The organism is Delftia sp. ASV31 (assembly GCF_016428765.1).
GTDB lineage: Bacteria > Pseudomonadota > Gammaproteobacteria > Burkholderiales > Burkholderiaceae_C > Comamonas > Comamonas acidovorans.
The window spans coordinates 1-17,515 of record NZ_JAELTK010000102.1 but is presented as its reverse complement, the minus strand read 5'-3'; the positions used below and the strand labels follow the sequence as shown (position 1 = coordinate 17,515).

Below are 17,515 nucleotides of genomic sequence, written 5' to 3'. Positions count from 1 at the left end.
GCGCCAGGCCCAGCCAGCGCATGCTGGCCAGCGGTGCCGGGTGGCGCCAGGCCGCGCTGCCACCCTGGGCCTGTATCCATGCGGGCGAGGCGCACAGCCAGTTGCGCATGGCGCCCAGGCGCCGGGCGGCCCAGCCGGAATCGGCCAGCCGGCCGAAGCGCAAGGCCAGGTCGATGCGGCTTTGTATGAGGTCGATGGGCGCGTCGTCCACATCCAGGTGCAGGCGCAGTGCGGGGTGCCGGGCCAGCCAGTGGCCCAGGGCCGGCGCGATGTGGCGGGCAAAGCCCACGGTGGCTGACAGGCGCAGCTCGCCGCCGGGCTCGTCGCGCGCGGCCGCCAGCTCGGCCCGCGCCTGGCTGGCGGCCTGGGCCATGGCGGCGCACTGCTGGTAGTAGCGCTCGCCCGTGTCGGTCAGCGCGATCTGCCGGGTGGAGCGGTGCAGCAGGGTGACGCCGCCATCGCGTTCGAGCTGGCGCACCTGCTGGCTCACGGCCGAGGGGCTCATGCCCAGGGCACGCGCGGCGGCGCTCATGGAGCCGTGCTGCACCACGGCGGCGAAAACGGCCATGCGTTTGTAGTCATCCATGGGCTGTATTGTGAAGCTGCACTTCAAGGTCTTGGTAAAAATTGCCGTCTACCGCACGCATTGTGAACGGCGTAATCTCAATGCCATCGTGAACAGGCGCCCTGGCGCCATAAAGGACCGAAGATGAAAGTGGCATTGATTGGCGCAACCGGTTTTGTGGGTTCGGCGGTATTGAAGGAGCTGCTGCAGCGCGGCCATGAGGTCGTGGCCCTGGTGCGCGACCCCGCCAAGCTGGCGGCCCAGCCGCGGCTGCAGGCCGTGCAGGCCGATGTACTGGACGCCGCCGCCGTGCAGCGCGCCGTGGCGGGCGCGGACGCCGTGGTCAGCGCCTACAACGCGGGCTGGGGCAATCCCGACATCTATGAGGACTTCATGCGCGGCTCGCGCGCCATCGTGGCGGGCACCAAGGCGGCCGGCATCAAGCGCTACCTGGTGGTCGGCGGCGCAGGCAGCCTCTACATCGCACCCGGCAAGCAACTGGTGGACACGCCCGAGTTCCCGGCCGCCATCAAGCCCGGCGCCTCGGCTGCCCGCGATGCCCTCAACGATCTGCAAAAGGAGCAGGGCCTGGACTGGACGATGCTGAGCCCGCCCATTGCCCTGCACCTGGGCGACCATGGCGAACGCACAGGCCAATACCGCACGGGCAAGGATGAGCCGCTGATGCAGGCCGATGGCCAGCCCGGCACGATTTCGGCAGCGGACCTGGCCGTGGCCCTGGTCGACGCGCTGGACAAGGACCTGCACCTGCGCCAGCGTTTCACCGTCGCTTACTGAACACCTGCGCCAGTCCACTGGTGCCGCAGCGGTCTCCATGGCATGCTGGTGTCCGTCATGAACAGGCAGGAGCACAGCCATGATCGACCACACGGGAATCCTCGTATCGGACTTCGAGCGCAGCAAGGATTTCTATGCACGCGCCCTGGCGCCGCTGGGCTATGAAATCCTCATGGAGCTTTCTGCCGAAGTCACGGGCCATACGGACACTGCGGGCTTCGGCGAGCCGCCCAAGCCCGATTTCTGGATCAGCGGGGGCACGCCCAACCAGCCGCCCATCCATGTGGCCTTCCGCGTGGACAACCGCCACATGGTCGATGATTTCCATGCTGCGGCCCTGGCGGCAGGCGGGCGCTGCAACGGCGAGCCCGGCCTGCGACCGCACTACCACGACGACTATTACGCGGCCTTTGTGCTCGACCCCGACGGCCACAACATCGAGGCGGTCTGCCACCTGCCGCCCGCCTGAGTCCCCCTGGCGGCACTGGGGCCTGCGCGGCAGCTGACATCAGGCGGTCGCATGGCGCAGCACAATATTGCGCTGCAACAAAAAAGGCCCCACGTTCCCCATGCCCCCTTCCGTTTCCGCTGCGGCCGGCTCCGTTTCCGCGTCATCCACACCCACGGCCGCCCAGGCCTGGCTCAGCGTGATTGCGCTGGCGCTGGGCGCCTTCGTCTTCAATACCACCGAGTTCGTGCCCGTGGGCCTGCTCAGCAGCATTGGCGAGAGCTTTGGCATGCCCACCGAGCAGGTCGGGCTGATGCTGACTATCTATGCCTGGATCGTGGCCCTGGCCTCGCTGCCCTTCATGCTGCTCACGCGCAATGTGGAGCGGCGCAAGCTGCTGATGGGAGTGTTCGCGCTGTTCGTGGCCAGCCATGTGCTGTCGGGCGTGGCCTGGAGCTTTGCCTCGCTCATGGTCAGCCGCATCGGCATTGCGCTGTCGCACGCGGTGTTCTGGTCCATCACCGCCTCGCTGGCCGTGCGCGTGGCGCCGCCCGGCAGAAAGGCCGTGGCGCTGAGCCTGCTGGCCACCGGCACCTCCATGGCCATGGTGCTGGGCATTCCGCTGGGCCGCATCGTGGGCGAATGGCTGGGCTGGCGCACGACGTTCCTGGCCGTGGGCGGGGTGGCCGCCATTGTCATGGTGGCGCTGGCCCGGCTGCTGCCGCGCCTGCCCAGCGAGAACGCGGGCAACCTGGCCAGCGTGCCCATGCTGCTGCGCCGCCCGGCGCTGCTGTCCATCTACATCCTGCTGGTGGTCGTGATCACCGGGCAGTTCACGGCCTACAGCTATATCGAGCCCTTCGTGCAGGACATCGCGGGCTTCGAGGGCAAGGTGACCACGGCCGTGCTGCTGCTGTACGGCGGCATGGGCATCGTGGGCAGCGTGATGTTCAGCTGGTGGGGGCTGCGCCATCCGCGCGGCTTTCTGCTGGCCGCCATTGGCGTGCTGTCGGCCAGCCTGCTGATGCTGGTGCCGGCCTCGGGCCATGAGGCATCGCTCTACGTGATGAGCTCGGTCTGGGGTGTCGCCATGATCTGCTTCGCCCTGGCCATGCAGTCCCAGGTGCTCAAGCTGGCGGCCGACGCCACCGACGTGGGCATGTCCATGTTCTCGGGCATCTTCAACATCGGCATTGGCGGCGGTGCGCTGCTGGGCAGCCAGGTCAGCATGCACGCGGGCATGCAGAACATCGGCTGGATCGGCGGCGGCCTGGTGGCGCTGGGCCTGGCCTGGTGCATCTGGGCCTTCGTGCGCTGGTCGGCCGGCTTCCAGGCATCGGCGCACTGAAGCGGGTCAGCCGCCGGGTGCCCGCATGGCCTGGGCGTAGCGCTGCGGCGCCAGGCGTGACACCAGCACGCAGACCACGAGCACGGCGGCCATCTGGGCCAGCCAGCCGGCGCCGAATCCGCCCGTGAACTGGTGCAGCCGGGCGATCACATAGGGCGCCAGCGCCGCAATCAGAAAGCCGCCGCCCTGCATCAGCGCGTTGAGCGCACCGGCCTGCGTGGGGTGGGGAAGATGGTCCAGCGCCACCACCATCATCAGCGCGAAGCAGCCACCCAGGCCGATGCCGAGGATGACGATGTTGAGCAGCGGCGCCGCATCAGGCCACCAGGCCAGCGCGGCTAGGCCGATGATCTGGCACAGCAGCGTGAACCCCAGCCATGGCCGCCGGTCGGCATGGCGCGAAGCCAGCACGGGCAGTCCCAGCGCGGCGCTGGCCTGGGCCACCGACAGCAGGGCCACCAGGCCGCCGCTTTGCGCGGGGCTCCAGCCGTGCGTCTGGTAGAAGGGCGCAAGCCAGGCCACCATGGCCGCATAGCCGCCATTGATGAGGCCGAAGCAGGCCATCAGCAGCCAGGTGCGCGGGCGCAGGCGCAGCCAGCCGGTGTCTTGCGAGGCATGGGCTGCCATGGGCGCCGGACCCGGCAACGCGCGCAGCGCATGCCGCGCCAGCACCAGGCCCAGCAGGGCGGGCGCAGTCCAGAGCGCCAGCGCAAAGCGCCAGTCCAGTCCCCATTGCACGGCCAGCGGCGAAATCTGGGCACCGAGCGCCCCGCCGCCCATGAGCGCGGCCGAGTACAGCCCCATCATCTGGGCCATGCGCGTGGGCGACTGGCGCTTGATCAGGCCCGGCAGCACGCCTTGCACCAGGGCCACGCCAGCGCCGCACAGCGCGGCCGTGGCCAGCAGGGTGGCCGCACTGGAGCCCGCCACGCGCAGCGCGCAGCCCAGCGCAATCACCGCCAAGGATCCGACCACGGCGCGGCGCGGACCCAGGCGCCGCAGCGCGGCCGGGGCCAGCCAGGCGCCCACGCCCATCAACGCCATGGGCAGCAGCGTCAGCCAGGACAGCGTGGACAGATCCATGCCGGTGGCGGACTGTATCTGCGGGCCCAGCGGGCCGATGGCCGTGAGAAACGGGCGCAGGTTCAGCGTGACCAGGACCACGGTGGCCAGCCACAGCGCCGTTGGAATGGCGTGCGCTGCGGCAGGCGCCTCGGTGCGTGCAGGCGCAATGGACGACATGGCTTCAGGCCCAGGGGGCGTTGCCATACAGCTGGGCCGCCGTGATGCCCGTGTCCAGCCGCGTCAGGGGCAGCGGTGGCGGCTGCAGCGGCATGCGCAGCCGCTGGTAGGCGCCTTCGCTGGACAGGCCGTAAGGCTGGGCATCCGCGTTGTCGAAGGCGAAGAAAACCTGCTCGGCCCCGGCCATCACCAGCGCCGCCAGGCACATGGGGCAGGGGTGGCCGCTGGCGTAGATGGTGCAGCCAGCCAGGCTGGGGTTGGCCTGGGCGCGCGTGCCTGCGCGCAGCGCCTGCATTTCGGCATGGGCGCTGGGGTCATGGCTTTGCACGATCTCGTTGACGCCCGTGGACAGGATCTGCCCCTCGCGCGCGAGCAGGGCGCCGAAGGGCCGGCCGCCCCGCAGGCGGTTGTCGTGCGCCAGCTGCACGGCATGGCGCAGCAGGCGGATGTGTTCTTGTTCTTGCATGGGGATGGCTGGGCAATCGGGAGCTGAGGCCGCAGTCTAGGACGGGGGCCATCAATTGGAAAATTAAATGATCAAATGCCGGGCAGTGACAAAGCCACTGAAATCCGCCCACGCCCCATGCAACCCTCTTCCATAGACCCCACCCTGTTGCGCAGCTTCTGCGCCGTGGCCGAAACCGGCAGCTTCACGCGCGCGGCGCAGGGCGTGCACCTGACCCAGTCCACGGTCAGCCAGCAGATCCGCAGGCTGGAGGAGCAAATGGGCTGCACGCTGCTGGACCGCAGCGGGCGCCATGTGGAATGCACGCTGGAAGGAGAGCGCTTGCTGGCCTATGCGCAACGCATCCTCGCGCTCATGGACGAGGCCGTGGAGCAGTTGGCTGGCGCCACCGAAGCCGTGCTGCGCATCGGCGTACCAGAGGACTTTGCCGGCCATGCCTTGATGCCCGCCTTGGGCGCGCTGGCGCGCAGCCAGCCGCAGTTGCGCCTGGAGCTGACCAGCGGGTTGTCGCAGGCGATATGGCAGCAACTGCAGGCCGGCGAGCTGGACCTGGCCATCGTCAAGCAGCGCAGCGGCAGCACGCCCGGCATGGCGCGCTGGCCCGAACCGCTGGCCTGGATAGACAGTGCGCGGCATCCCTGCCACGGGATGGATCCCTTGCCCCTGGTGGTATTTCCGCAGGGCGGCCTGTACCGCAGCGAGATGACGCATGCGCTGGATGCCGCCGGCCGGCGCTGGCGCCTGGCCTATGTGAGCGCCAGCCTAGCCAGCATGGAAGCCGCCGTGGAGCAGGGCCTGGGCATCAGCCTGCTGCCGCGCAGGCTGGTCGGGCCCTGCCACCGCCTGCTCGATGGCATGGCCGGCTTCGCCCCCGTGCCTGATGTGGAAGTGGCACTGCACGTGCGCGCCCAGCTGTCGGCGCCGGGCCGGCGTCTGGCTGAGCGCCTGTGTGAGGTGTGCGAGGCGTTGCTGTCGCCTGCCGCTGGCGAAGCCTGAAAAAATCCCCGCCGTGGCGGGGATGGTCGGTGGGTGACGCGCAGGCTCAATCCATCGTCAGGTTCTGCTTTTGCACCACGTCCTTGTAGACCGCCAGTTCGGCCTTGATCTCTTCAAAGAAATGCTCGGGCGTGTCGGCCACGATCAGCGAGCCGGTTTCCTCGATGCGCTTCTTGATGGCCGGGTCCTGCAGCACCTTGCGCGTGGCGGCGTTGACCTTGTCCACGATGTCGCGCGGCAGGTTCTTGGGGCCGACGATGCCGTAGTAGGCCATGCGGTTGACGGGGGCCAGGCCCACTTCCTTGAAGGTGGGCACATCGGGCAGGGCGGCCAGGCGCTGGGGCGCGGCCACCACGATGGGCACCAGGCGCTTTTCCTTGACGAAGCCCAGGGCGGAGGGCAGGTTGTCGAAGATCAGCGGAACCTGGCCGGCCACGGCGTCGTTCAGCGCGGGGCCGCTGCCACGGTAGGGCACGTGGGTGATGTCGGTGCCCGTGGACAGCTTGAACATCTCCATCATCAGATGGGTGATGCTGCCGTTGCCGGGCGAGGCGTAGGAGTACTTGCCGGGGTTCTTCTTCACCTCGGCCAGGAACTCCTGGTAGTTCTTGCCCGCGAACTTGGGGTTGGCCGCAATGATGTTGGGCGTGGCCGCGATGTTCACGATGGGCGTGAAGTCGGTCAGCACGTTGTACGGGATCTTGGGGTTGATCGCCGGGTTGGTGGCTGTGGTGGACACGGTGGCAATGCCCAGGCTGTAGCCATCGGGCTGGGAGCGCGCCGTCTCGGCCGCGCCGATGCTGCCGCCGCCGCCGCCCTTGTTCTCGACCACCACGGGCTGTCCCAGGGCACGGCCCAGCGGTTCGGCCACGATGCGCGCGATCAGGTCGGTGGTGCCGCCGGCCGCGAAGGGCACGAGCAGCTTGATGGGCTTGGTGGGGTAGCCCTGGGCATGGGCTGCGCCCGAAAGCGCAAGGGCGCCGAGGATGCCGGCGAGCGCGATGCGGGAGGTGTGAGTCATGGTGTTGTCTCCTTGAATGGATGTTGTGGACGTTTGTTGTGAGGCACCGACGGGTGGGAGGGCGGGATTCGTTAGGACATTCGTATGGCGGTGCTTGGGCTGAGAAATGTGGAGGCGGTGCTGCGCGGCGCTGGCGATCAGACCACGCCGCGCGAGCGCAGCGCCTGGATGGCCATGGGCGCAATGCCCAGCTCGCCCAGCACTTCATCGGTGTGCTGGCCCAGGGAGGGCGGTGCGCTGCGCAGCACGGGCGGGGTATCGCTCAGGCGCATGGGGCTGGCCACGCCGGCGATGCGCGAGATGCCGTCGCCGGCCTCGCGCGGCAGCTCAACGCGTATGCCGCGTGCGCGCACCTGCGGGTCATCGAAGGCCTGGGCGATGGTGTTGATGGGGCCGCAGGGCACGGCCTTGTCTTCCAGCAGCGCAATCCATTCGGCCGTGCCGCGTGTCTTCATGAGGGGCACCATCCGCTCCAGCAGCGCCTGGCGATTGCGCACGCGCGCGGTGTTGGTGGCAAAGCGCTCGTCCTGCGCCCAGCCGGCTTCGCCGACGGCGGCGCAAAAGCGCGCGAACTGCCCGTCATTGCCAATGGCCAGCAGCACGTTGCCGTTGGCCGTGGCGAAGTCCTGGTAGGGCGCCAGGCTGGGGTGGATGTTGCCGGCGCGGCCCGGCGATTCGCCCGTGGCCAGAAAGCCGGCGGCCTGGTTGGCCAGCACGGCCATGCCCACGTCGAGCAGGGCCATGTCGATGTGCTGGCCCCGGCCCGAGGCCTGGCGTGCATGCAGCGCGGCCAGGATGGCATTGCTGGCATACAGGCCCGTGAAGACGTCGATCACGGCCACGCCCACCTTGAGCGGGCCGCCTCCGGGCGCCTCGTCGGCATGGCCGGTGATGCTCATCAGCCCGCACATGGCCTGCACCATGAGGTCGTAGCCCGCGCGCTCGGCATACGGGCCGGTCTGGCCGAAACCCGTGACCGAGCAATAGATCAGGCGCGGGTTGAGCGCCTTGAGGCTTTCGTAGTCCAGCCCGTACTGCGCCAGGCCACCGACCTTGAAGTTCTCCACCAGCACGTCGGCCCCGGCCGCCATCTGGCGAATCAGCTGCTGCCCGTCGGGGGTGGACATGTCGATGGTGACCGAGCGCTTGTTGCGGTTGCAGGCCGTGAAATAGCTGGCCTCCTGCGTCGCCTGGCCATCGTCGCGCGCCAGGAACGGAGGCCCCCAGTGGCGCGTGTCGTCGCCGGCCACGGGCCGCTCGACCTTGATCACATCGGCACCCAGGTCGGCCAGCGTCTGCGTGCACCAGGGCCCGGCCAGCACGCGGGAAAGATCAAGCACCTTGATGCCAGCCAATGCGGCCGGCGCGGAGGATGTGGAGGACATGAGAGGGAAGAAATATGAGCGCGCCCGATGCCGCTGGTAGTTCAGCTGAGTGCTTGAGCTTCCATCCCCCATAGCGTGCGAGACGGACGCTGCCCAAGCGAGAGACGCCGAGCAAGAGCCGCCTCGCGGCGAGGGCGTCGTCCCCCTCCGCGAAGCGAGAAGGGGGAAGGCGCGAAGCGCCTCAGGGGGTCAGTTGGCAAAAGCTGCGATGCCGGTCTGGGCACGGCCCAGGATCAGCGCATGCACATCGTGCGTGCCCTCGTAGGTGTTGACCACTTCCAGGTTGACCAGGTGGCGGGCCACGCCGAACTCGTCGCTGATGCCGTTGCCACCCATCATGTCGCGCGCCATGCGGGCAATGTCCAGCGACTTGCCGCAGTTGTTGCGCTTGATCAGCGAGGTGATCTCGATCACGTTCTGGTGCTCGTCCTTCATGCGGCCCACGCGCAGCGCGGCCTGCAGGCCCAGGGTGATCTCGGTCTGCATGTCGGCCAGCTTCTTCTGGATCAGCTGGTTGGCGGCCAGGGGGCGGCCGAACTGCTTGCGGTCCAGCGTGTACTGGCGCGCCGTGTGCCAGCAGAACTCGGCTGCGCCCAGGGCGCCCCAGGCGATGCCGAAGCGTGCGCTGTTCAGGCAGGTGAAGGGGCCCTTGAGGCCGCGCACTTCGGGGAAGGCGTTTTCCTCGGGAACGAAGACGTCGTCCATCACGATCTCGCCCGTGATGGAGGCGCGCAGGCCCACCTTGCCGTGGATGGCCGGGGCCGACAGGCCCTTCATGCCCTTGTCCAGGATGAAGCCGCGGATCTCGCCCACATGGCCGTCCTCGGTCACTTCCTTGGCCCACACCACGAACACGTCGGCCACGGGGCTGTTGGTGATCCACATCTTGTTGCCCTTGAGGCGGTAGCCGCCGTCCACCTTGTAGGCGCGGCTGGACATGCTGCCGGGGTCGGAACCGTGGTCGGGCTCGGTCAGGCCGAAGCAGCCGATGAACTCGCCGCTGGCCAGCTTGGGCAGGTACCTGTTCTTCTGGTCTTCGGTGCCGAATTCATTGATGGGCACCATCACCAGCGAGCTTTGCACGCTGGCCATGGAGCGGTAGCCCGAGTCCACGCGCTCGATCTCGCGCGCCACCAGGCCGTAGCTGACGTAGTTCAGGCCCGCGCCGCCGTATTGCGTGGGGATGGTGGGGCCCAGCAGGCCCAGCTCGCCCATCTCGCGGAAGATGCTCACGTCGGACTTTTCGTGGCGGAACATTTCCAGCACGCGGGGGACCAGCTTCTCCTGGCAGTAGGCATGGGCCGCGTCGCGGATCATGCGCTCGTCTTCGCTCAGTTGCTGGTCGAGCTGGAAGGGGTCATCCCATTGGAAGCTGTTGCGGGCCATGGCGTGGTTTCTCCAAAAAACAAAGAGGTCAAGGGCGGGTCGCTGCCATATGCCAAAGCCGGGCAGGCTGTGGCCATGGAGCGTTGTTGCGACGCATCTTAGAAGCGGGCCTGCGCGTGGCGCAAACGATGTTTGTTCATCCATGAATGCGTAAAACGCATGTATGAATGGGTTGTTGCGGGTTATTCCCTATGATGTGAGGCTCTGAAGTGCATTGAATTCATGAGATATGCGTAGAGCCCTGCCATCCACCCAAGCCCTAGCCTGCTTCGAGTCGGCCGCCCGCCACATCAGCTACACGCGTGCGGCGCAGGAACTGTCGCTCACGCAAAGCGCGGTATCGCGCCAGATCATTGCGCTGGAGGAGTTCCTGGGCGTGCAGCTGTTCCGGCGCACGCGCCACGGCGTGCTGCTGACGGAGGCGGGCACGCAGTACGCCCAGCAGGTCTCGCGCTGGCTGCACGGCCTGGAGCGCGACACGCTGGACATCATGGCCCACCAGGGCGAAGGCGGCCCGCTCAACCTGGCGGCCGTGCCCACCTTCGCCACGCGCTGGCTGGTGCCGCGCCTGCCGCAGCTGGCGCGCGAGCATCCCGAGGTCACGGTGCACATCGACGTGCAGACGCGGCCCTTCCTGTTTGCCGATACCGTGTTCGACGCCGCGCTCTACGCGGGCACGCCCGAGCAGGTGGCGCGCTGGCCCGGCGTGCAGGCGCAGTGGCTGATGGACGAAGAGGTGGTGCCCGTGTGCAGCCCGCAACTGCTGGCCACGGCCCAGGCGCGCGAGCCGGGCCGGGCCTGGCTGCCTGTGGGGGCGGACATCGTGGCCCGGATGCCGCTGCTGCAGCAAAGCACGCGGCCCTACGGCTGGCAGCAGTGGTTCGATGCCATGGGCGTGGCCGCGCCGCGCGCGCTGGACGGCATGCGGCTGGAGCTGTTCTCCATGCTGGCCGTGGCGGCCAGCCAGGGCCTGGGCGTGGCGCTGATGCCGCCCATGCTGATCGAGCAGGAACTGGCGCGCGGCGACCTCATCATTGCCTGCCCCCAGCCGCTGCGCGGCAACCGTGCCTACTACCTGGTCACGCCGGCCCTGGCGCCCGATGCGCAGCCCGCGCCCGCCCTGCGCGTGTTCTCTTCATGGCTGCAGCAGCGCGCCAGGGAGCATCGGCCTGCCTGAAAATTAAGCAGGCTTTGGATTGTTCAACGATGACAGTCACTTAACTGCCTTATCCTTGCTGCTGGCGGCGCTTGTCCACAGGCTTGTGGGGGTGTCTCTGGGGAAAACCCGCAATCGCGCTCAAAACCAGGGCAGCACGGCCAGGCACAGCGGCATGACCACGGCCGTGGCCACGCCGTTCAGGCCCATGGCCAGGGCCGAGAAGGCGCCCATGGTCGGATTCACCTGCAGCGCGCGTGCCGTGCCGATGGCGTGGGCCGTAAGACCCAGGGCAAAACCCTGCACGGCCGGGTCATCGCTGCGCACCAGGCGGATCAGCAGCGGCGCCATCATCGTGCCCGCAATGCCGGTGATGGCCACGGCCACGGCCGCCAGCGAGGCCGGCCCGCCAAAGCGCTCGGCCATGGGCAGGGCGATGGGAATGGTGGCTGACTTGGGCGCCAGCGCCACCAGCGTCTGCACCGTGGCACCCAGGCTCCAGCCGATCAGCAGTGCCGACAGCAACGCCACCACGCAGCCCACGGCCAGGGCCACGCTGATGGGCAGCCACAGCGCGAGTATGCGCTCGCGCTGGGCGTACAGCGGAATTGCCAGCGCGACGGTGGCCGGGCCGATCAGCAGCCCCAGCAGCGAGACGCCGCTGCGGTAGCTGGCATAGGAGGTGCCCGTGGCCAGCAGCACGCCCACGATGACGACCACGGCCGTGAAGACGGGAATCAGGAGCGGATGGTTGCCGCTTCGGCGGTACAGCGCCATGGCCGCCAGGTAGACGGCCATGGTCAGCACCAGCCAGGGCAGATGGGCGGTGGAGGCATTGCCGGACAGCGACTGCCAGGCGCTTTGCCAGTGGGTGGCGAGCGCGCTCATGCCTTGTCTCCCCGGCTGGCGGCCGCTTCGCGGGCGCGCTGGCGCTCCAGGCACCAGCGGAAGGTGAAGGCCGTGGCCAGGAAGGTAATGGCCGCACCCGCCACGCAGGCGATCACGAAGGGCTGCCATTCGCGCGACAGCCGGTCGAACTCCAGCATCACGCCTGCAATGACGGGAATGAACAGCAGCATCATGTTTTGCAGCAGCACGCCGGCGGCCTTCTCCAGCGACTCGGGCAGGCGGCCGTGCAGCAGCAGCGCCGCCAGCAGCAGCAGCGTGCCCACGAGCGCGCCCGGAAGCGGCAGCCCCGTGAGCTGGACGATGGCCTCCCCCAGCAACTGGAAGGCGAACAAGGCGGTGATGGCATACAGCATGAAAACCTGAATTCCTGGGTCAGATGGGTGAGAGAGCGGCCAATGGCGCGGGGCGGCAAGAGCGTGGAGCGCCCGTTGTCAGGCCGGGGCCTGGCCCTGGCGCCTGTGGGACGCCGCCGCAAAGCGTGCAATCATCGCCCACAACTCGAAAAAAGGTGCGGCCACCGATTGCGCGGCTTCCCGGCCAGGGCTATGTTTGCATCCGTGCCCCCGAGAGTCCTGGGGCATGAGACTTTGAATTGCGAAGGAGTAGCGATGGCCGAAACCACATATCACGCACCCGTGTACGAGCCGACGGTGGATGAACTCGAAGTGCTCAAGAAGCTGGAGATGGGCGAGCCCGTGTCGCTGGAAAGCGCGGCGCGCGAGCATCTGTCCAAGAGGCTGCGCGAGCGTGGACTGGTCGAAGTGGACAGCAGCCATCAATGGCACATCACGGCGGCAGGGCGCGCGCAGATCCGCCGCACGGATGCCTGAGGCGAGGTGTGTCAGGCGCCTTCCAAATCGAGGGTTTTCCCTTGGATCTGGAGGTTGCCTGATTTGCAGGCAGCTTAGCCTGCGGCCAGTGAATGCAAGCACTTGGACGCCTCGTTCACTTGCTGTTCACTGATTATCCACAGGGTTGTTCAATGGATCTGTGGAGAAAGAAAGCCACCTCAGGGTGGCTTTTTTCATGGGCTTTTACAGGCCCAGGCCGTGGGCGCACCGGGCTGGTGCCCGCGCTGGGCAAGGGCTGCATTACGGTGGTGCAAGTGTCGGTTTTCAGAGGGAAAGTGCTGAATTTGACGCAGGGCTGCAGCCCTGCCTGCGGGCTGGGATGGTGCTGCTTCAAGCAGGCTTCAGCATGGGCCAAGGTCCAGGCCTGGCAGGCCTTGAGAGGCGGTTGATGCCAAAGTTGTACACAGGTTGGGCCCGGTGCGGCGAAAAGCGCGCAGGCGTCATCCCGCCCAAGGCATGAGGACGCAGGATCGGTGCAGGCTGGAAGGCCTTGAAATGCAGTGCAGCCGTTGAACACGGCTGGATGCAAAGGGGCTTGAGGTTTGTGCGGACGCTGTGAAGACAGCGGCCGGAAAAGAAATAGCCGAAAAAGCAGGGGACTGCTTTTTCGGCTACGTAATCTCTGGTGCCCGGGGCCGGAATCGAACCGGCACGCCTTGCGGCGGGGGATTTTGAGTCCCCTGCGTCTACCAATTTCACCACCCGGGCTACTTAGCGCAGGGGCGAATTATGGCACAGTGTGAGGCTATGAAAATTTATCCGACCATCGAAGACGCCATCGGCTGCACGCCCCTGGTGGCATTGCAGCGCATCGGTGCGCAGTCTCGCCAGGAACGTGGCAACGTGGTGCTGGGCAAGCTGGAAGGCAACAACCCGGCCGGTTCGGTCAAGGACAGGCCGGCCCTGTCGATGATCCGCCGCGCCGAAGAGCGCGGCGACATCAAGCCCGGCGACACGCTGATCGAGGCCACCTCGGGCAATACCGGCATTGCGCTGGCCATGGCCGCCACGATCAAGGGCTACCGGATGGTGCTGATCATGCCCGAGGACCTGTCCATCGAGCGTGCCCAGACGATGAAGGCCTATGGCGCCGAGCTGATCCTCACGCCCAAGAGCGGCGGCATGGAATACGCGCGCGACCTGGCCGACCAGATGGTGGCCCAGGGCAAGGGCGTGGTGCTCGACCAGTTCGGCAACCCCGACAACCCGCGCATCCACTACGAGACCACCGGTCCCGAGCTGTGGGAGCAGACCGGCGGCGAGATCACGCATTTCGTGAGCGCCATGGGCACCACGGGCACGATCACCGGCGTGGCGAAGTTCCTCAAGGAAAAGAACCCTGCCATCCGCATCGTGGGCGCCCAGCCGGCCGAGGGCTCGCGCATCCCCGGCATCCGCAAGTGGCCCGAGGAATACATGCCCAAGATCTACGACGCCTCGCTGATCGACGAGACCGTGCTCGTGGGCCAGGACGATGCCGAGGACATGGCGCGCCGCCTGGCGCGCGAGGAAGGCATCTTTGCCGGCATCTCGGCGGCGGGCGCGTGCTGGGTGGCCCAGCAGATTGCCGAGCGCGAGAACAACGCCACCATCGTCTTCGTGGTCTGCGACCGCGGCGACCGCTATCTGTCCACGGGCGTCTTCCCCGCCTGACGCAGCGACAGGCCCGCCTTCCGGCGGGCCTTCCTGTTTGCATTGAGCCAGGACAGCAAAAAACCAGGAACAGCCCCATGCACTATGAAACCCGCTATTGCACGCACTGCGCAACGCCCCTGCAGTGGGTGATCCAGGCCGAGGACGGCGGCGATGTATCGCGCCTGCGCTGCCCCGAGTGCGGCTGGACGCACTGGAACAATCCCACGCCGGTGCTGGCCGCCATCGTGGAGCTGGACGGCAAGGTGCTGCTGGCGCGCAATGCGGCCTGGCCCGAGAAGGTCTTCGGCCTGATCACGGGCTTCATGGAGGCTGGCGAGTCGCCCGAGGAGGGCGTGGCACGCGAGGTGGCGGAGGAGACCGGCCTGCAGGCCGAGTCGCTGGAGTTGATCAGCGTGCATGAGTTCCTGCGCATGAATCAGGTGATCATCGCCTTCCATGTGCGCGCCAGCGGCCAGGTGCGGCTGTCGCCCGAGCTGCTGGAGTACCGACTGCTGGAGCCCGAGAAAGTCCAGGCCTGGCCTTCGGGCACGGGCATGGCGCTGGCCAAGTGGCTGCGCAGCCGGGGGCATGATCCTGTGATCCGTGACTTCTGGAAGCGTGCCGAGCAGGCCCAGGAGGCACAAGCGAGTCGCGCCGATCAAGACACTGCTGCCGGCCTCAGCCGCGATGCCGCCTAGAATCCCAGGCTCAAGAGGTGCATCCGATGGAAATTCACAAGGAAATCGACACGCGCGGGCTCAACTGCCCGCTGCCCATTCTCAAGGCCAAGAAGGCGCTGGCCGAACTGGACAGCGGCCAACTGCTCAAGGTGGTGGCCACCGACACGGGCTCGCTGCGCGACTTCCAGGCCTTTGCCAAGCAGACCGGCAATGAACTGGTGGAGCAGCAGACCGTGGGTGCGGAGTTCATCCATATCCTGCGCCGGCGCTGAGCGGCTGCACGCGGTTCGCTCCAAAGAAAAAGGCCTGCTTTCGCAGGCCTTTTGCATGGGGCAGGGGCGGCCCTGAGGCCGGGCCTCAGATGCTCAGGCCCTGCAGGTATTCGCGGAAGCTCGCGCCCACATCCTCATGCTGCAGCGCCAGTTCCACCGTGGCCTGCAGAAAGCCTTCCTTGCTGCCGCAGTCGTAGCGCTTGCCCTGGTACTGGAAGGCGTAGACGGCTTCATGGGCCATCAGGCGTTCGATGGCGTCGGTCAGCTGGATCTCGCCGCCCACGCCCTTGGGCTGGTTGCGGATCTCCTCGAAGATGGTCGGTGTCAGCACGTAGCGGCCAGCCACGCCCATGCGCGAGGGGGCCTTCTCGGGCGCGGGCTTTTCCACGATCTTCTCGATGCGCATCAGCGAACCGCCGGCCGGCTCGCCAGCCACGATGCCGTAGCGCTTGGTCTGCTCCAGCGGCACTTCCTGCACGGCCAGCAGTGAGCGGCCCTGCTTGTGGAAGGCCGATGTCATCTGCGCCATCACGCCGGGGCCGCCAGGCTCGCCCACCATCAGGTCGTCGGCCAGCAGCACGGCAAAGGGCTCGTTGCCCACCAGCGGCTCGGCGCACAGCACGGCATGGCCCAGGCCCAGCGAGCGCGGCTGGCGCACGAACAGGCAGTTCATGTCGGCGGGGCTGATGCTGCGCACCAGCTCCAGCATGGCCTGCTTGCCGGCGTTCTCCAGCTCGTTTTCCAGCTCGTAGGCGGTGTCGAAATGGTCCTCGATGGCGCGCTTGCTGCGGCCGGTGACGAATATCATGTCGCGGATGCCTGCCTCGTAGGCCTCTTCCACGGCGTACTGGATCAGCGGCTTGTCCACCACGGGCAGCATCTCCTTGGGAGAGGCCTTGGTGGCGGGCAGAAAGCGCGTGCCGAGCCCGGCAACGGGAAACACGGCTTTGCGGACACGGGTCTGGGTGCTCATAAACGGATCTTTCAACCCAGGCGGGCGAGTTGTTCCTGGATGCGGATCAGCGTGGCGCCGAAGTCGGCCACGCGCTTCTTTTCCTGGTCGATGACGGCCGGGGGCGCCTTGGCCACGAAGGCCTCGTTGCCCAGCTTGGCATTGGCCTTGGTGATCTCGCCTTCCAGGCGTGCGGCTTCCTTGGACAGGCGGGCCTTTTCGGCGGCCACGTCGATCTCCACGAACAGCGCCAAGCGCGCCTCGCCCACCACGCAGACCGGGGCGGCCTGGGCGGCCTCGGCCCAGGCGGCCTCGTCGTCGAACACCTTGACCTCGCTGAGCTTGGCCAGGTTTTGCAGCACGGCGGCATTGGTGCGCAGGAACTGTGCCTCGTCGGCCGAGCTGGCCACGGCCAGCAGCGGCAGGCGCTGTGCGGGCGACACGCCCATTTCGCCGCGCAGCGTGCGGCAGGCGTCGATCATCTGCTTGATGCGGCCCACGTAGGCGATGGCGGCCTCGTCGATCTTCTCGGGCTGGGCCTCGGGGTAGCGGGCCACGGCCACGGACTCGCCGGGCAGGCCGGCGACCGGGGCGACCTTCTGCCACAGGGCTTCGGTCACGAACGGGATGATGGGGTGGGCCAGGCGCAGGATGGCCTCCAGCGTGCGGATCAGCGTGCGGCGCGTGGCGCGCTGCTGGGCCTCGCTGCCGGTCTGGATCTGCACCTTGGCGATTTCCAGGTACCAGTCGCAGAACTCGTTCCAGACGAAGTCGTACAGCGCGTTGGCCACGTTGTCCAGGCGGAATTCGGCAAAGCCCTTGGCCACTTCGGCCTCGACCTTCTGCAGCTGCGAGGCGATCCAGCGGTCGGGCTGGCTGAACTGCATGTAGCCCGCGAACTCGCCGCCGGCCTGGCATTGCTCCTTGGTGTGGGGCAGCAGGCCGCAGTCATGGCCTTCGCAGTTCATCAGCACAAAGCGGCTGGCGTTCCACAGCTTGTTGCAGAAGTTGCGGTAGCCCTCGCAGCGCTTGCTGTCGAAGTTGATGGAGCGGCCCAGCGAGGCCAGGGCCGCGAAGGTGAAGCGCAGCGCGTCGGCGCCGTAGGCGGGAATGCCCTCGGGGAATTCCTTTTGCGTGTTCTTGCGCACCTGGGGCGCGGTCTCGGGGCGGCGCAGGCCCTGCGTGCGCTTGTCCAGAAGGGTGTCCAGGTCGATGCCGTCGATCAGGTCCACGGGGTCGAGCACGTTGCCCTCGGACTTGCTCATCTTCTTGCCCTGCGCGTCACGCACCAGGCCATGCATGTAGACATGGCGGAAGGGCACGCGGCCCGTGAAGTGCGTGGTCATCATGATCATCCGGGCGACCCAGAAGAAGATGATGTCGTAGCCCGTGACCAGCACCGAGC

General features: G+C 67.5%; 19 protein-coding genes and 1 tRNA gene. 9 read left to right on the top strand and 11 right to left on the bottom strand.

Annotation, left to right across the window (positions count from 1 at the left end):
* The coding region (locus tag JHD82_RS25455) for a LysR family transcriptional regulator (protein WP_199139444.1) at nucleotides 1-586 on the bottom strand (586 nt) is incomplete at its 3' end.
* Between the two features lie 123 nt (nucleotides 587-709).
* Here JHD82_RS25455 and JHD82_RS25450 point away from each other — a divergent pair.
* The 3 genes from JHD82_RS25450 (at nucleotide 710) to JHD82_RS25440 (ending at nucleotide 3,159) form a co-directional block, all read left to right on the top strand.
* A complete protein-coding gene (locus JHD82_RS25450) occupies nucleotides 710-1,363 on the top strand; it encodes an NAD(P)-dependent oxidoreductase (RefSeq protein WP_192366959.1) in 654 nt (217 codons plus the stop codon).
* A gap of 79 nt (nucleotides 1,364-1,442) precedes the next feature.
* A complete protein-coding gene (locus JHD82_RS25445; protein ID WP_012204123.1) occupies nucleotides 1,443-1,832 on the top strand; it encodes a VOC family protein in 390 nt (129 codons plus the stop codon).
* Between the two features lie 100 nt (nucleotides 1,833-1,932).
* Complete coding sequence (locus JHD82_RS25440; protein WP_199139442.1) at nucleotides 1,933-3,159, top strand: sugar transporter; 1,227 nt, start codon at nucleotides 1,933-1,935, stop codon at nucleotides 3,157-3,159.
* Nucleotides 3,160-3,165: 6 nt separating this feature from the next.
* Here JHD82_RS25440 and JHD82_RS25435 read toward each other — a convergent pair whose 3' ends face one another.
* The gene (locus tag JHD82_RS25435; RefSeq protein WP_199139446.1) at nucleotides 3,166-4,401 is read right to left on the bottom strand and encodes a cyanate transporter; all 1,236 of its coding nucleotides are present in this window, start codon (nucleotides 4,399-4,401) and stop codon (nucleotides 3,166-3,168) included.
* Nucleotides 4,402-4,405: 4 nt separating this feature from the next.
* Nucleotides 4,406-4,867 (bottom strand): nucleoside deaminase, encoded by a 462-nt coding sequence (locus tag JHD82_RS25430; RefSeq protein ID WP_012204126.1) that lies wholly within the window; start codon nucleotides 4,865-4,867, stop codon nucleotides 4,406-4,408.
* Between the two features lie 117 nt (nucleotides 4,868-4,984).
* On the opposite strand from JHD82_RS25430, the gene JHD82_RS25425 reads away from it, so the two are divergent.
* Nucleotides 4,985-5,863 carry a LysR family transcriptional regulator gene (locus JHD82_RS25425; RefSeq protein ID WP_199139440.1) on the top strand — a complete coding sequence of 293 codons (879 nt, stop codon included), beginning with the start codon at nucleotides 4,985-4,987 and terminating at the stop codon, nucleotides 5,861-5,863.
* Nucleotides 5,864-5,909: 46 nt separating this feature from the next.
* On the opposite strand, the gene JHD82_RS25420 is transcribed toward JHD82_RS25425, so the two are convergent.
* The 3 genes from JHD82_RS25420 to JHD82_RS25410 form a co-directional block, all read right to left on the bottom strand.
* Nucleotides 5,910-6,884 (bottom strand): tripartite tricarboxylate transporter substrate binding protein BugE, encoded by a 975-nt coding sequence (locus tag JHD82_RS25420; protein ID WP_012204128.1) that lies wholly within the window; start codon nucleotides 6,882-6,884, stop codon nucleotides 5,910-5,912.
* Nucleotides 6,885-7,021: 137 nt separating this feature from the next.
* Nucleotides 7,022-8,269 carry a CaiB/BaiF CoA-transferase family protein gene (locus JHD82_RS25415; RefSeq protein WP_133072802.1) on the bottom strand — a complete coding sequence of 416 codons (1,248 nt, stop codon included), beginning with the start codon at nucleotides 8,267-8,269 and terminating at the stop codon, nucleotides 7,022-7,024.
* Between the two features lie 189 nt (nucleotides 8,270-8,458).
* Nucleotides 8,459-9,655, bottom strand: a complete 1,197-nt coding sequence (locus JHD82_RS25410; RefSeq protein ID WP_199139438.1) for an acyl-CoA dehydrogenase — start codon at nucleotides 9,653-9,655, stop codon at nucleotides 8,459-8,461.
* Between the two features lie 229 nt (nucleotides 9,656-9,884).
* On the opposite strand from JHD82_RS25410, the gene JHD82_RS25405 reads away from it, so the two are divergent.
* Complete coding sequence (locus JHD82_RS25405; protein ID WP_199139436.1) at nucleotides 9,885-10,832, top strand: LysR substrate-binding domain-containing protein; 948 nt, start codon at nucleotides 9,885-9,887, stop codon at nucleotides 10,830-10,832.
* Between the two features lie 120 nt (nucleotides 10,833-10,952).
* Here JHD82_RS25405 and JHD82_RS25400 read toward each other — a convergent pair whose 3' ends face one another.
* Nucleotides 10,953-11,699, bottom strand: coding sequence for an LrgB family protein (locus JHD82_RS25400; protein ID WP_199139434.1), 747 nt, complete (start codon nucleotides 11,697-11,699; stop codon nucleotides 10,953-10,955).
* Nucleotides 11,696-12,073 (bottom strand): CidA/LrgA family protein, encoded by a 378-nt coding sequence (locus JHD82_RS25395; protein WP_012204133.1) that lies wholly within the window; start codon nucleotides 12,071-12,073, stop codon nucleotides 11,696-11,698. The genes JHD82_RS25400 and JHD82_RS25395 overlap by 4 nt, the downstream gene beginning before the upstream one ends.
* Before the next feature lie 255 nt (nucleotides 12,074-12,328).
* On the opposite strand from JHD82_RS25395, the gene JHD82_RS25390 reads away from it, so the two are divergent.
* Nucleotides 12,329-12,550, top strand: coding sequence for a hypothetical protein (locus JHD82_RS25390; RefSeq protein ID WP_012204134.1), 222 nt, complete (start codon nucleotides 12,329-12,331; stop codon nucleotides 12,548-12,550).
* Between the two features lie 644 nt (nucleotides 12,551-13,194).
* On the opposite strand, the gene JHD82_RS25385 is transcribed toward JHD82_RS25390, so the two are convergent.
* Nucleotides 13,195-13,279 (bottom strand) — tRNA-Leu (locus JHD82_RS25385).
* A 39-nt stretch (nucleotides 13,280-13,318) separates the two neighbouring features.
* On the opposite strand from JHD82_RS25385, the gene cysM reads away from it, so the two are divergent.
* The 3 genes from cysM (at nucleotide 13,319) to JHD82_RS25370 (ending at nucleotide 15,158) form a co-directional block, all read left to right on the top strand.
* Nucleotides 13,319-14,224, top strand: coding sequence for a cysteine synthase CysM (cysM, locus tag JHD82_RS25380; RefSeq protein WP_199139432.1), 906 nt, complete (start codon nucleotides 13,319-13,321; stop codon nucleotides 14,222-14,224).
* A gap of 77 nt (nucleotides 14,225-14,301) precedes the next feature.
* Nucleotides 14,302-14,904 (top strand): NUDIX domain-containing protein, encoded by a 603-nt coding sequence (locus JHD82_RS25375; protein WP_141829477.1) that lies wholly within the window; start codon nucleotides 14,302-14,304, stop codon nucleotides 14,902-14,904.
* Between the two features lie 26 nt (nucleotides 14,905-14,930).
* Nucleotides 14,931-15,158 carry a sulfurtransferase TusA family protein gene (locus JHD82_RS25370; RefSeq protein ID WP_012204137.1) on the top strand — a complete coding sequence of 76 codons (228 nt, stop codon included), beginning with the start codon at nucleotides 14,931-14,933 and terminating at the stop codon, nucleotides 15,156-15,158.
* Between the two features lie 85 nt (nucleotides 15,159-15,243).
* On the opposite strand, the gene galU is transcribed toward JHD82_RS25370, so the two are convergent.
* Nucleotides 15,244-16,131 carry a UTP--glucose-1-phosphate uridylyltransferase GalU gene (gene galU, locus JHD82_RS25365; RefSeq protein WP_099734364.1) on the bottom strand — a complete coding sequence of 296 codons (888 nt, stop codon included), beginning with the start codon at nucleotides 16,129-16,131 and terminating at the stop codon, nucleotides 15,244-15,246.
* An 11-nt stretch (nucleotides 16,132-16,142) separates the two neighbouring features.
* Nucleotides 16,143-17,515: class I tRNA ligase family protein (locus JHD82_RS25360; protein ID WP_199139430.1), on the bottom strand; the 1,373-nt coding region annotated here is incomplete at its 5' end.

Bases quoted from the DNA above. Each gene is read 5' to 3' on its own strand.
- JHD82_RS25450 (WP_192366959.1), top strand. From the start codon at position 710: ATGAAAGTGGCATTGATTGGCGCAACCGGTTTTGTGGGTTCGGCGGTA.
- JHD82_RS25445 (WP_012204123.1), top strand. From the start codon at position 1,443: ATGATCGACCACACGGGAATCCTCGTATCGGACTTCGAGCGCAGCAAG.
- JHD82_RS25440 (WP_199139442.1), top strand. From the start codon at position 1,933: ATGCCCCCTTCCGTTTCCGCTGCGGCCGGCTCCGTTTCCGCGTCATCC.
- JHD82_RS25435 (WP_199139446.1), bottom strand. From the start codon at position 4,401: ATGTCGTCCATTGCGCCTGCACGCACCGAGGCGCCTGCCGCAGCGCAC.
- JHD82_RS25430 (WP_012204126.1), bottom strand. From the start codon at position 4,867: ATGCAAGAACAAGAACACATCCGCCTGCTGCGCCATGCCGTGCAGCTG.
- JHD82_RS25425 (WP_199139440.1), top strand. From the start codon at position 4,985: ATGCAACCCTCTTCCATAGACCCCACCCTGTTGCGCAGCTTCTGCGCC.
- JHD82_RS25420 (WP_012204128.1), bottom strand. From the start codon at position 6,884: ATGACTCACACCTCCCGCATCGCGCTCGCCGGCATCCTCGGCGCCCTT.
- JHD82_RS25415 (WP_133072802.1), bottom strand. From the start codon at position 8,269: ATGTCCTCCACATCCTCCGCGCCGGCCGCATTGGCTGGCATCAAGGTG.
- JHD82_RS25410 (WP_199139438.1), bottom strand. From the start codon at position 9,655: ATGGCCCGCAACAGCTTCCAATGGGATGACCCCTTCCAGCTCGACCAG.
- JHD82_RS25405 (WP_199139436.1), top strand. From the start codon at position 9,885: ATGCGTAGAGCCCTGCCATCCACCCAAGCCCTAGCCTGCTTCGAGTCG.
- JHD82_RS25400 (WP_199139434.1), bottom strand. From the start codon at position 11,699: ATGAGCGCGCTCGCCACCCACTGGCAAAGCGCCTGGCAGTCGCTGTCC.
- JHD82_RS25395 (WP_012204133.1), bottom strand. From the start codon at position 12,073: ATGCTGTATGCCATCACCGCCTTGTTCGCCTTCCAGTTGCTGGGGGAG.
- JHD82_RS25390 (WP_012204134.1), top strand. From the start codon at position 12,329: ATGGCCGAAACCACATATCACGCACCCGTGTACGAGCCGACGGTGGAT.
- cysM (WP_199139432.1), top strand. From the start codon at position 13,319: ATGAAAATTTATCCGACCATCGAAGACGCCATCGGCTGCACGCCCCTG.
- JHD82_RS25375 (WP_141829477.1), top strand. From the start codon at position 14,302: ATGCACTATGAAACCCGCTATTGCACGCACTGCGCAACGCCCCTGCAG.
- JHD82_RS25370 (WP_012204137.1), top strand. From the start codon at position 14,931: ATGGAAATTCACAAGGAAATCGACACGCGCGGGCTCAACTGCCCGCTG.
- galU (WP_099734364.1), bottom strand. From the start codon at position 16,131: ATGAGCACCCAGACCCGTGTCCGCAAAGCCGTGTTTCCCGTTGCCGGG.